This is a genomic window from Pseudomonas protegens CHA0 (assembly GCF_000397205.1).
Classification (GTDB): domain Bacteria; phylum Pseudomonadota; class Gammaproteobacteria; order Pseudomonadales; family Pseudomonadaceae; genus Aquipseudomonas; species Aquipseudomonas protegens.
This window is the reverse complement of sequence record NC_021237.1, coordinates 4,870,113-4,883,055: the sequence shown is the minus strand read 5'-3', so window position 1 is coordinate 4,883,055 and position 12,943 is coordinate 4,870,113. Positions and strand designations below refer to the sequence as shown.

General features: G+C 64.9%; 5 protein-coding genes. All 5 read right to left on the bottom strand.

Annotated features, from left to right (window positions below; translation table 11 throughout):
* Nucleotides 1–3: 3 nt before the first annotated feature.
* The 5 genes from PFLCHA0_RS21520 to PFLCHA0_RS21500 all read right to left on the bottom strand — a co-directional run bounded on the left by PFLCHA0_RS21520 (nt 4) and on the right by PFLCHA0_RS21500 (nt 12,474).
* Entirely contained in the window at nt 4–2,952 is a 2,949-nt protein-coding gene (locus PFLCHA0_RS21520; RefSeq protein WP_015636526.1) for an HD domain-containing phosphohydrolase, read from the bottom strand.
* 120 nt (nt 2,953–3,072) lie between these two features.
* Entirely contained in the window at nt 3,073–4,815 is a 1,743-nt protein-coding gene (locus tag PFLCHA0_RS21515) for a response regulator (RefSeq protein WP_019092869.1), read from the bottom strand.
* A 43-nt stretch (nt 4,816–4,858) separates the two neighbouring features.
* Complete coding sequence (locus tag PFLCHA0_RS21510) at nt 4,859–5,485, bottom strand: response regulator transcription factor (protein WP_015636524.1); 627 nt, start codon at nt 5,483–5,485, stop codon at nt 4,859–4,861.
* Nucleotides 5,486–5,687: 202 nt separating this feature from the next.
* Complete coding sequence (locus tag PFLCHA0_RS21505) at nt 5,688–10,646, bottom strand: hemagglutinin repeat-containing protein (RefSeq protein WP_015636523.1); 4,959 nt, start codon at nt 10,644–10,646, stop codon at nt 5,688–5,690.
* A gap of 103 nt (nt 10,647–10,749) precedes the next feature.
* A complete protein-coding gene (locus PFLCHA0_RS21500) occupies nt 10,750–12,474 on the bottom strand; it encodes a ShlB/FhaC/HecB family hemolysin secretion/activation protein (RefSeq protein WP_011062511.1) in 1,725 nt (574 codons plus the stop codon).
* Nucleotides 12,475–12,943: the final 469 nt, after the last annotated feature.

Below are 12,943 nucleotides of genomic sequence, written 5' to 3'. Positions count from 1 at the left end.
CCCTCAGGTGCTCAAGCCCGCCTTCTTGAGCAGTGAATCCTGGTCCACCGGGTCGACCTGTTGCGGCGTCAGGAAACGCTCCGCGTAGCGCTGGTAGATCCGCTGCTGGATGAACAGCTCGAACAGCTCGGGATCGATATGGGCATCGCGGCACATCATGGCCATGATGTTCAGCGCCTCGCTCAGGGTCTTGCCCCTTTTGTAGGGGCGGTCTGCCGCCGTCAGGGCCTCGAAGATGTCGGCGATGGCCATCATCCGCGCGGGCAGGCTCATCTGTTCGCGCTTGAGCTGCTTGGGGTAGCCGGTGCCGTCCATCTTCTCATGGTGGCCGCCGGCGATCTCCGCCACGTTCTGCAAGTGGCTGGGGAAGGGCAGGTGCTCGAGCATGATGATGGTCTGCACGATGTGGTGATTGATCACATAGCGTTCTTCGGCCGTCAGCGTGCCCCGGGCAATGCTCAGGTTGTACAGCTCACCACGGTTGTACTTGTGGCTGGGCACCTGCAGTTTGAAGCCCCAGGGGTTGTCCGCCGCCATGACTTCCGTGGCGCTGCGCTCCAGCAGGTGTTCGGGCTTGTCCGCCAGTAGCGGTTCCAGCACCGGCAGGCTCGGCGCCGGGGTGCGTTCCTGGCGCTGGTTCTCCTCCCAGGAAACCCCCAGGCGATCGTCCAGGGTCCGGCTCCAGGTGCGTTGGGCGATGCGCTGCAGGCGCTGCTGATCGGCCTCGGCCATGAATTCGGTGCCCATGTTGCAGCGGGCGACAAAGGTGAAGTCATCGTCCAGGGCCAGCAGCCGGGCCTCGCGCTCGGCGGCAAGAGGCTGTTCGTCGCCGCCCAGGGCCAGGGCGCGCCAGTAGTCGATCCAGGCGTCGCGCTTGAGCACCTCGAAGCGGGTGCGGATTTCGTGGATGCGGTTGTTCAGGGTTTCCAGCTTGGTGGCTTTGTCCACCACGTATTCCGGGGTGGTGACCTTGCCGCAGTCGTGCAGCCAGGCGGCGATGTGCAAGGCTTCCCACTCGTCCTCGCCGGGCTGGTAGGCAGCGAATCGCGGGTCCTGGCTGGCGGCGGCCGCCTCGGCCAGCATCAGGGTCAAGGCCGGTACCCGCTGGCAGTGGCCGCCGGTGTAGGGGCTCTTGGCGTCGATGGCCCCGGCCAGCAACTGGATAAAGGCATCCAGCAACTGTTTCTGCTTGTTCTGCAGGCGCTGGCTCTCGATGCACAGGGCGGCGGTGGCGGACACGGCCTGGATAAAGGCGATGCGGTCCGGGCTGAGTTTGTCCAGGTCGGCCTCGGCGCCGCTGTCCACCAGGAACAGCAGGAGCATGCCTATGGTTTCGTTGTGCCGGTTGCGCAGGCGGATGCCCACCAGGTGCGCACTGGGGCTGTCCAGGGCCAGCAACACGCTCTGCAGGTCCGCGGCCTGATCGAATCCCAGGGTGGTGACCACGTTGTCGTTGTGGGTCAGTTGGCTCAGCCACTCGGGAGTCCGGCTGTCCGCCAGTTCCCGGGAGCCGATGGGGAACTGCGTCATGTCCTGGGGCTGGCCATCGATGATCAGCCCATGGGGCTCCAGGCGCGTGCCCTTGCTTTCACAGAGGTAGATCAGGCCGGCCTGGGCCTGGGCGATCTTCACGGTCTCGAACAGCACCCGTTGCAGCAGCGGGTCGAAACGGGTTTCGGCGGACAGGCTGGCGTTGATCTCGAAAAAGCTCGCCAGGGTGTCTTTCATCCGCGCCATCGAGATGCTCAGTTGATCAACCTCCAACACCGGTGAACGCCGGGAAACCGGATAGTCGAAATCGAAACTGCGGATCGCGTCGGCCTCCTGCACCAGGGCGTGTAGCGGCCGTACCAGGACCCGGGAGATCAGCCAACCAAGGGGCAGGCACAGCAGCAGGGTGGTGAGGGTAATCAGCGCGCCTTGCCAGCGCAGGCGATAGGCGTCGGCCAGAAGTTCGTCCTCGGGCACCAGCAGCGCCAGCTGCAAGCCGCCGGGGCCACCCTCGGAGATATGGCCGCTGGCGACAATCCAGCTGCGCCCCTGGGCCTGCAGATGGCCGCCTTCGGTCTGGCCACGCATCAGGGCAGCGAGCGCCGGGCTCAGGTCGTTCGCCTTGACCAGCCGCGCACTGCGTTGTTCCGGCAGCAGCTTCTGGCTGTCCGGGTAGGCCACGACGTTGCCCTGGTCATCCAGCAGGGCAACCTCGGTGGAGGGTGTGACGCGGTGCTTGGCCAGGGTCGAGGACAGCTGTTCCAGGGTCAGGTCGGCGGCGATCACGGCCATCTTGCCGCTGTGCCGGGCCAGGGTGGTGCCGACGTTCTGGGTGGAAAAGAACACATAGGGGCGGGTAGTGATCTGGTCGGCGTCGCCCCGGGCGCTGGAGAACCAGTCGCGGTTACGTGGGTCGTAGCGCTCGTCGGGGTGCTCCAGGCGGTCGATCAATACCAGCGCGGGGTCATAGAACAGCGATTGGGAATGGACTTGGCCGGTGCGGGAGTCGCGTTCGATGCTCCACACCTCGTAGGCGCTGTTCTGCGGGGCCTGGCGCCTTTCGCGGATCTGCGGATTGCGCAGTGGCCGCACCATGAAGAAATCGCCATTGGCGTAGCCCAGGTACAGCGAAGCCAGGTCCGGGTTGTCCAGCAGGGCCTGGCTGAAAGGCCGCAGCAGGGTCAGCCGGTCTTCCAGGTTCGCCGCCTGGGCCGCCGGCGAACCCGCCAGCAGGCTGAGCAGATGGCGCATGGGATCGTAGGTGGCCTTGACGTCGCTGCGTACATCCAGCTCGATGCGCTGGAAAAGCTTTTCACTGCTGTCGAGGATCAGCCGCGTGGTCTGCTGGTAGTTGTAGAGGCCCAGCACCACACCCGTCAGGAGCAACAGCAAGGTGAACATTGCACTGATATGGATATGCAGAGGAAAGCGGCGTTGTGCTAAGGCAGGGGTGCTCAGCATTCCAATTCACTCCAAAGGCACACGAGGCATGGCTCAGGACCCAAGCATAGTTAAGGCTGGCATTGCCTGCCTTGGCTTTACCGGGGGCCGAGGGTGTCGAGGAAACCGTCGCTACGGGTTTCATGGGTGTGGCTGACGGCGAGGCAATACTGGCCTTTTGCTATTTTCCTGGCAAGAGGCAGGCCGGGTTGCTTCGCGGGGCAGCGCAGGTTGCGATTGAGCCTGGCCTTCGAGGTGTCGGTGCAGGGATTGGGCAAGGCGTATCAGGGCCAGGTCCAGGGCGCGCACAGCGGTGCTGATGACGGTAGCCCCGGCCCGTTCCAGGCAAGCCCGCTCCAGGTTTTCACAGCAGTTCTGCAAGGGGGTGGCCCGGACCATCAGCGCCGAGCCCCTGATCTTGTGGGCCAGCTCCAGCAGGGCGGTGAAATCGTCGGGCGGGATCCTCCCCAGCAGGTGGCGATCCTCACGGCAACACTGCGACAGTTTTTCCAGCATGCTCCGGACAAGCTGCGGCTTGCCATGGGTCAGGGTGAACAAGGCCTCGATGCTGAAACTGTCCGGCCTTGGCAGGGGGTGCAGCGTCGCCAGGCGTGAGCCCAGCAACTCCAGCCCCAAGGGCTTGCACAGGCAATCGTGCATGCCGGCATCCAGGCCACGCTGATGCGTCTGCGGGTCGTTGCTGGCGCTGCAGCCGATCAGGTTGACCGCCGGCCCGGAGCCTTCGCTGCGGCGTATGGCCTCGGCCAGTTGGTAGCCATTCATCAAGGGCATGTTGCAGTCGACGATCAGCAGGTCGAAGTCGCCCTCGTGCCATAGCTGATAGGCCTGCAACCCGTTCCCGGCGCAGGTGACCCGGTGCCCGAGGTGCTCCAGTTGCCCTTGCAGCAAGGTCAGGCTGGCAGGGTGATCGTCTGCCAGCAGCACATCCAGCGGCAGTTGGGCAGCAGCCGGCGTGGCGGCGACGGGCCTGGGGGCGACGGCCGTGCGGCCGGGCAAGGTCAGCCTGACCTGCACTTCGCATCCGGGGCCCGTGCGGCCGTGCAGGCTCAGGCTGCCCCCCATCTGCAGGCAAAGCTGATGGCTGATGGGCAGGCCGAGGCCACTGCTGTCCCGTGGCGACTGGCTGGTCGGTTCCACCTGGGCGAAGGGCTGCAACAGGCGCTGGCGCTCCTGTGGGGGAATGCCGATGCCGGTGTCCAGCACCCGCAGCAGCAGGTCGAAGTGCCCGGGGCGCGCCGCCGGCAGCAATTGCAGCTTGACCTGCACCTTGCCCTGTCGGGTGAACTTGAGGGCATTGCTCAACAGGTTGGTCAGGATCTGCTTGAAACGCAGGCCATCTACCAGTACCTGGGGTTCGGGGGATGGGGCCTGGAACTCCAGGCTCAGGTCCAGGTTCTTCTGCCGGGCCAGGGCCTGGAACACCCCCAGCACTGCCTCGGCGCTGTGGCTCAGGCAGGTCCAGGCCGGGTTCAGTTGAAGTTGCCCGGACTCGATCCGGCTGATGTCCAGCAGGTCGCCGAGCAGCTCCCGCAGGTCACTGGCGGCACCCAGGGCCAGCTCCAGGGAACCACGGTTGGCTGAGCCGTCCTCGGTGCGTTGCAGCACCAGTTCCAGGAGGCCGATGAAGGCGTTCAGTGGTGTGCGGATCTCATGGCCAAGGTGGCCGAGGAACTGGCCTTTCAGGCGGTTGGCCCGCTCGGCCTGCTGCAGGCTGGTGCCCAGGGTTGCCACCGTCTGTTGCAGCGCCTGGACCTGTTGCCGGTGTTGGCGCAGTTGCCGGTACAGGCAGGCCAGGCCCAGCCCGGCAGCAATCGACAGCAACAGCAGGGCAGCAACGCCCATCGGCAGCAGGGCCGGGGTCATGGCCAGGGTACCCGGCACATCGGGGAAGGGGCTGGCTGGCGGTTCATATCAATGCGTTACGCTTGGCCATGTCCACCAGCTCACTCATCGAGGTGGTCGCCAGTTTCTGCATGATGCGTTTCTTGTAGGTGCTGACGGTCTTGTTGCTGAGAAACATGCCGGCGGCAATTTCCTTGTTGGTCTGGCCCATGGCGAACAGCTGCAGGACCATCAATTCCCGGTCATTGAGTGAGTTGAACTGCGCCAACTCCAGTGGCGAGCCAAAAGTGATGCGGTCAACCTGCAGGGCCTGGCTGGGGAAGTAGTTGTAGCCGCTGCAGATTGCCTTGATGGCGCTGAGCAGCTCGCTCATGTCCTCCTGTTTGCAGACGTAGCCGCAAGCCCCGGCGCGCATGCAGCGGTTGGCGAACAGGGCAGCGGACTGGGCGGTCAGGACCAGGATCCGCGAGCGCCTCGGCATATTGCCGAGGCGCTCCAGCAGCTCCAGCCCGTCCAACTTGGGAATGCAGATATCGAGGATGACCAGGTCCGGTTCGCAATCACGGACCATTTGCAGTGCATCGACGCCGTTATCGGTTTCACCAACGATCGAATACCCCTCGTGCTCCAGCAGGATGCGAATGGCCATGCGCACCACGGGATGATCATCAATGATTAGTACCGAGCCCATACAGGCCTCCAGCCGACCAATGGAAAGCCCGAACGTTAGCCCAGCTGGTGGAGGGGAAAAGTGGCGAAAGTGCGGTTAGACGCAATCTAGGAAGCGCCTTACACAGAATAAGGGGAGGGATTACAGGCGGGTGGCATCTAATGGAAGTTCAACAGGGTGGGGCACCCAGGCCGCCCTCCCAGGAAGGAGGGCGGCCATGACCTCATGGCGTTTTCTGATCGATACCGGCTTGCAGCAGCTGGCTGTTGCTGTGGCCGCCGACACGCAGCGGGCCGAGGTTGAACACCTGGTCCTTGCTGGTAGCCTCGTCCTGTTTGCGGGTCAGCTCGCTACCGGCGCCCAGGGCCAGGTTGACCGGTGACTTGGACAGGTTGAGCCCGGCGTCGACACGGTAGTCCGAGCCGGCCAGGGCGTTGCTGGTGACCTTGGAGCCCCCCAGGTCGACCCGGCCCTCGCTGGCACCGATGCGTGCACCGGTGAGCGTGGTTTCGCCGCTGACCCGCAGATTCACCCCTTGCTGGCCACGGATGCCCGAGGCCTGCTCCACACTGTCCTTGCCAGCATGGCTGAAGCCCAGGTTCAAGGTCGGGGTGTAGGAGGTGTTGCCGCTCTTGTCGCCGAACAGTACGCCTTCTGCGGTGTTGGCCACCTTGCTGCCGGTGGTGTTCTTCTCGCTGACCGAGTAGCTGTCGCTGGTTTTCGGCCAGAAACGTTCCTTGAGGCTGGAGAAGCCATTGCCCACGGCGTCGGCCTTGTCGGCCAGGTAGCTCTTGGCCTTGTCCACACCGTTGCCAAAGGCGCCACGGGGCTCGGGGTTGACGTCGTAGCTGCCGCTGCGGCTGAGCTTCTCGCCCAGGCGTTCCTTGGCGTTGTTGGCCTGGGCGACCACGCTGTCCTTGGCCGAGCCGAGTTTGTCGACGCCCTTGTCGACGGCGTTCTCCAGTTTCTCGCGGTGCTTGTCGAAGCCTTTCTCGGCCTTGGCCTTCAGGTCGTCCTTGAGCGGGCCGGCCGGCTTGGCCAGCTTGTCCACCAGCCCGGGCTGGTTCTTCGCCACTTCCAGCTTGGCGTCGATATTGACCTGGGTGCTGCGCAGGCGGTCCTGGCGGCTTTCGATGTCGAGGCGGCCACCGATGGCTCCGTCGACCCGTTGCGCGTCGATGTTGGCCCCGGCCAGATGCACGTTGCCGGCGCTGTTGAGGACCACCTGGTCGGCCTTGATCAGGCTGTTGTGCTGGGTGGTGCTCTGGCGCTGGTCGACGTCGATCTTGGCCCGGGCGTTGATCCCGCGGTCGATTTTCGGCGAGTCGTGCTCGCTGGCATCGGCCAGGGTGGTCTTGCCCATGCTGCCACCGGCGCCCAGGGTCAGGCCCCAGTTGTCATGGGCCTGGGTAGAGTGCGCCGACTCCTGGAAGATGCCGCCCTGGGCCGCATCCAGGACGACCTTGCCGGCATCGATCCGGGTGCCCTGCAAGTGAATCGCGTCGTCGCCGGTGGCGGCGCTGCCCAGCAGGACCTGGCCCTGGCTGTAGAGTTGCGCGCCGCGCTGGCTCTGGTCGTTTTCAGAGACCCGGCCAATGTTGAAGTTGGCGCTGAGGTTGGCGCTCTTGCCGCTGCTTTGCTCGCTGCTGGTTTTACTGGCACCGGCGGTGAGCCCGCCACCCAGGTTGCTGCCCTGGCTGGTGTGGGTGTCCACGGCGGCTTGCAGGTCCAGTTTGCCGCCAGCGTCCAGGCGGATATCGCCGGTAGGCCGTGCCGCGTTGCCGATCTGCGTGCCTTGCAGCGTCAGGTTGGCGCCGCTGTCGAGCTGCACCGGGCCCTGGCCCTGGATGCTGGCAACCCGCGCCTGGCTGTCCTGCTGCTCCAGGCTCTTGTGGTCCAGCTGGACACCGGCACCCAGGTTGAGGTTGCTGCCGTTGCTGCCCGGGGTGGTGCCCAGGGTCAGCGAGGCGTCGCCACGCAGGCTGGAGTTGCTGCTGCTCTGGCGGTCATGGGCCTGGTTCAGCGCCAGTTCACCGCCGCTCTTGAGCGTCACGCCACCCTGGCCGCCGTTGAACTGGCTGCCTTCGAAGCGCCCGTCGCCGGCCAGCTGGATGTCCACGCCCTGGCTGGCGTTGTAGCTGCCGACCTGGGCCTGGTCCTTGCTGCTGGTGACGGTACTGCTGCCACCGGCGCCGCTGCCGCGGATGTTCAGGTCCTCGCCGGTATTGGTGTAGACCCGCACGCCGGCCTTGGCATCCAGGGCCTGTTCGCTGCTGCTGGTGCTGTTGCTGGCGGCGCTGGCCAGCAGGCTGTCGGCGCTGATTTTCACCGCGCCATCAGTGGCACGGTACTGGGTGCCCTGGTCCTGCAGTTGGCCTTTGACCTTGACCTCGACCTGGCCACCGCTCAACTGGCTGACCACCGCGGTGCCGCTGCTGCTGTCCAGCTGGCGGTTCTGGTGGCTGACGTCCACGTCCAGCCCGACGTTGGGCTGTTCCAGGGCATCGAGTACTCCCGGTTGATGGAACTTGCGTTGGGCCACGCCCTGGATGGCCTTCTCGATCGGCCGGGTGATGCCCTTGTATTCAACGTTGGCGCCGACATCCACTGCCCAGTTGTTGTCCTGGTGGTGGCTGGTTTCGCTGTTGCGGGCGGCCTTGTTCACCACCTCGCCGGCGTTGACCTGCAAGGTACCGCCAGCCTTGACCTGGGCCCCTTCGGTGGTCAGGCGGTTGCCGGCGTTGATGGTCAGGTTGCCGCTGGCGCCGATGTTGCTGGTTTGCGCGGTGCTCTTGCTGCTGCTGTCCTGGCTGCTGTTGTGCGCCACTTCCACGCCGTTGCCGGCCCGGTCCAGGCCGCCGGTGTAATAGAAGCCGCCGCCGGTGGTGGTGCTGTCGCTGTGCTTCTCGGTTGTGTTGTCCGCGGCCAGCAACTGCACATGCTTGCCGCTCAGGCTGGCATCGCCGGCCGTGGCCGCAAGGTCGCTGCCTTGCACCTTGAGATCTTCGCCGGCAGTGACCGCCAGGGTGCCGCCGGTGAGGCTGGAGGCCTGTTGCCGGGTGCTGTCGCTGCTGTCGTTGCGCTGCTGATCCTGGTAGCGCACCCCGGCCCGGTATTGGCCGGTGCCCGGTGCATTTTCCTTGGCGTAGGCGTCGAAGCCGCGCTTCTGGGTGCTGCTGCTGTCGTGCTGGGTGTCTTCGGCGGCCGCGACCTTGATCGTGCCCTTGGCGCTGGCGTCCAGTGCCCCTGCTGCGGCGACCTGGGAGCCGCTGACGGTCAGGTCCTCGGCGCTCTGCAACTTGAGGTTGCTGTCCGAGCGCAACTGGCTGCCGACCGTGGTGCTGCCCTTGTTCTGCTGGCGGCTCTCGTCCTTGGCAATGCCGAAGAACTTGCTGTCCTTGCTGTGGTTGTTGCTGTGGGACGTGTCCCGCACGCCGTCGATGGTCAGCGCGCCCTTGTCACTGATGACGCTGGCCTCGGTACCGCCGCGGGCCTGGCTGCCGCTGATACGTACGCTGTCGGCGCGCACGATCAGCTTGCCGTCGGCGTTGACCTTGCTGCCCTGGTTCTGGGTCTTGCCCTGGTCGCCGTCGGCGTTCTTGCCGAAGAAGCCACCGCCCACCAGGTCGCCGGAGTAGCGCTGGTTGCTCTGGCTCTGCTGGCGGCTGGCGCTGGTGATGTCGACGTCCTTGGCGCTCAGCAGGATGTCGCCCTGGCTGTGCAGCTCGGCGCCCTGCAGTTGCAGTGTCTGCTGGCTGGTCAGTTCCAGCTGCTTGCCGCTCTTGAGCTGGCTGGTGACGGTGCGCTGCTCGCTGCTGGCGTTGTCCCAGTTTTCCTTCCACAGGTGCTTGCGATGCTGGCCCTGGTCACGCTGGGTGTGGGTCTCGGTGGCAGCGGTCAGGCGCAGGTCGCCGCCGCTTTGGGCGCTCAGGCGATTGCCGGCCTCGACGCTGCTGCCCTGGATCTGGGTGCTGGCGCCGGAATTCAGCTCGGCATCCTGCCGGGCGACGACCTTGTTACCGTGCTGGCGGCTGTCGCTGTCGGTGTGGGTACTGTCGTAGGTTTCCCAGGTGATGCCGATGGTGCTGTTTTCCCATTGCTGGCGTTTTTCCTGGAGCTTGCGGCTTTCGATGCTGCTCAGGGTCAGGTTGCGCCCGGCGTCGAGCTTGACGTTGCGGCCACTGACATCGGTGGCGGCCAGGGTCAGGTCCTTGGCTCCGTGCAGCTCGATGTCGCCCTGGCTGCTGACCCCGGCACGGATCGCGTCGAGGCTGTTGTCCACGGCCTGGCCACGGATGTCCAGGTCACCGGCGGAACTCAGCTTGACCCCGTCGCGGCCGTCCACCTGGACGGCGCCGACACGCACCCCGGCACCTTCGGCGGTGCTGACGATATTGATCCGCCCGGCCTGCATGGCACCGAACAGGCTGGCGTCGATGCGCTGCTCCTGGGTGCGGCTTGCCGGGTCGACGTTACGCACCTGGCCGCTGGGGTAGTCCAGCTGGTTGCGACCGACGGTGACATTCAACTGGTCCCGGGCCTTGAGGGCGCCCTGGCTGTCGATGCGCGGGGCGATCAGATTGATCGAACCCTCGGCGTTGCGCAGGCCACCGCCCTGGATAGCCAACTGGCCGTGGGCATCCTGGGTGTTGAGCCCTTGCAGCTTGCCGTCCTGGAGTTCCGGGCGGCCCACCACCAGGCTGGCATTGGGGGTGTTGATGAAGCTGCCGCCATTGACCGAGATGCCATTGGGGTTGGCCAGCACGAAGTCGGCGGCGCGGCCGAAGATCTCCTGGGCACCATTGAGTTGCGAGGCATTGCGGCTGATCACTTCGTTGAGGATCACGCTGGCCGCCTGGCCCTGGAGCTGCGCGTTGGCTGCCAGTTGCCCGGCCAGTTGCGATTGCCCGGCCTGCAGGGCGTTGTTCAAGACCACGCCTTGTTGCCCGACGTTGTAGTCCAGGAACTGGTTGTGGGACAGGCCGCCGGCATTGGGCGCGACGATGTTGACGATGGGTACGCCGCCCTGGTTTTGCAGTTGCGGGGTGCCGCCGGGGCCTTCGACCACGGTGATCCCGCCGGCCAGGGCCAGGGGTAGATGGGACACCAGCAGCAGGCCGGCGATGGTCCAGCGCAATGTGCCCTGGGGTGAAAGGTTGAATCTATGAGTGTTGTCAGGCATGAGAACCTCGTGCTGAGTGGGTGAGCCGGGCGTTGCTTTCTAAGGGGGCAACGGCGCGTGATGCTCAGGTTCGTCGGTTGATTCAGGCTAATCGGCGGTCGGGTCAAATCTGCAGGCTGAACCTGGCCAGCCAGACTTCCGGCTCCGTTCGGAAACCTTCTGGGGTGTTGAGGCTGCGTTGGTAGTCCAGGTCGACCTGGAGTTTTTTCCAGCTCAGGTTGAGCCCCAAGCTGGCACCGCTCAGCTGCCGGCTCCGGGCGCCGTGCTCGGCCTTGATCCAGCCGTTGTCCAGGCCCAGGCGCGGGGTGATCTTGACCGGCAGGTCGTTGTCGAGCGGCAGGCGCAGGGTGTTGCGCCATACCGCGCCAATGGCGCCGGAAGCACTGTTGATGCGATAGCCGCGCACCGCCGAATCGTCGGTGCCCAGCAGTTGTTCGATGGCCGGCAGCGGGTCCGGGCTGTACTGCGCCGAGAGCTGGCTCTGCCACTGCCAGCGCTGGGTGCCCAGCTGGCCGTTGCGCCACTGGCTGAGGCCGGCGCGGTACTTGCGGAACTGCGCCTGGGGCAGGTTGCGCTGTACCTGCTGCGAGTCGCGGTCGGCGCCGAACCAGGTCAGGCCCTGGGCGTAATTGACATCCAGGTTCCACACTGCGCTGTCGAGCCAGAACAGGTTGAGCCCGGCTTCGGCCACGGTCAGGGTCGGGCTCTGGATCTGCAGGTGGGCCTTCTGCAGGTAGCTGTCCACATCCTTGTAGGCCAGTTGCAGGTTGGCGCTGAGCTGGTGGCTCTGGTCGCGCCACAGCACCCGGTCGGCGCGGCCGCTGACCATGTCGGTACGCCCGCTGTTGTACAAGGTGGTGCGGGGCAGCTTGAGCGGCGCGCGGTATTCGGCATGGCTGGCGAACAGGCTGTAGGTCCAGTAGCCGTAGGGCACCGAGTAGAACAGGCTGCTGCTGCGGCTGTAGCGCGGGCCGTGGTTGAGGGTGTCGCTGTAGTTCAGGTTCAGCGCATCGTTGATCTGCAACGGGCTGTCGAGGTTGAGGTTGATCGACTGCCGGTCACGCCCGGTGCCGGCGCTGCCCAGGTTGTCCACCCCCAGGCCCAGGCCCCAGCGTGCGGCGCTGCTGCGCGAGCGCAGGATGATCCGCGAGGCCCCGGGCTGGCTGCCGGGGGCGATGTCGGCGGTCAGGTCCAGGGAGCGCAGGCGGTTCAGTTGATCCAGGCCCTGCTCCAGGTCCCGCAGGTACAGGGGCTTGCCGAGCATGCCCGGGAAAGCACCGCGCAGGGACACCGGCAGGCTCTGGTCGGCCAGTTCGATGGCTTCGACGTAGCCTTCCTCTACCAGGATATCCAGGCTGTGCCCGGCCGCCGGAGTGCTGGCCAGGTAAGGGCGGCTGGCGATGTAGCCGGCCTCTACATAGAGGCGAGTGATGGCCGCCAGCAGCTGGTTGATCTGGTTGGCCCCCATGCACGGCGCGACATACGGCTTGATGTAGTCATTGAGCCGGGCCTTGTCGAACAGGCTGACGCCGCCGATGCGGGTGCCGCTCAGGGGCCAGCAGCGCTCGTCGCTGGCAGTCTGCGCAGGTTGGCTGGGGGCCGCCGGGGTGCTGCTGAAACTGCCGCGCTGCATCTGCCGCTGGCGCTGTTCCAGTTGCAGTTGTTGCAGGTCCCGTTGCTGTTGTTGCTGCAGGCGCAGGGCTTCCTGGCCCGGTTGCAGGTTATCGGCCAGGGCCGGCGTCAGGTACGTCAGGCCCAGCAGCAGTCCCAGGCACCAAGTGCTGGTGTGGGGGAGAAGGGAGCGGTCAGTGCGTAATGAATAGGGCACTTGGCATCCTTACTGTAATAAGACGAAGTGACAGACACTCGGAAAGCCGGGTATGAGGCTCAACTAGTGGCGTCGCTTTTAGTTCTGCCCTGTGAACGCTAAATACCTTCGATATCTATATCTGAGGTTCAGTGCTCAAGTGCTCGGAAGTGACAGTTCCTGAGTAAGTGCCGGATGGGTTAGTGCAAATTCAGGTATGACAAAAGGGTTGAGTGAGTTGCAGTGGAAACGTTACAGCGCAGTGCAAAATTAATTTTTCCGGGGGCGGTCAGCGGGGGGAATAGCCTGTGAAATCGAGACTATCCGAAACCCAAAAGGCTATTTGTACGTAAATTGTAAATACATAGAAGGCTAACGAAATTTGCTTGTCAGCCCTGATTGGCAAGGGGTGTGGCGCTCGGGTGAATTATTCAAAGGTAGGATGTTTGGTTGAATGGCTAACTGGATGTTTAATTCTGTAATCGTCAGT

What these genes read in the sequence shown, in the direction of transcription:
- PFLCHA0_RS21520 (WP_015636526.1), bottom strand. Translation starts at nt 2,952, where the DNA reads ATGCTGAGCACCCCTGCCTTAGCACAACGCCGCTTTCCTCTGCATATC.
- PFLCHA0_RS21515 (WP_019092869.1), bottom strand. Translation starts at nt 4,815, where the DNA reads ATGACCCCGGCCCTGCTGCCGATGGGCGTTGCTGCCCTGCTGTTGCTG.
- PFLCHA0_RS21510 (WP_015636524.1), bottom strand. Translation starts at nt 5,485, where the DNA reads ATGGGCTCGGTACTAATCATTGATGATCATCCCGTGGTGCGCATGGCC.
- PFLCHA0_RS21505 (WP_015636523.1), bottom strand. Translation starts at nt 10,646, where the DNA reads ATGCCTGACAACACTCATAGATTCAACCTTTCACCCCAGGGCACATTG.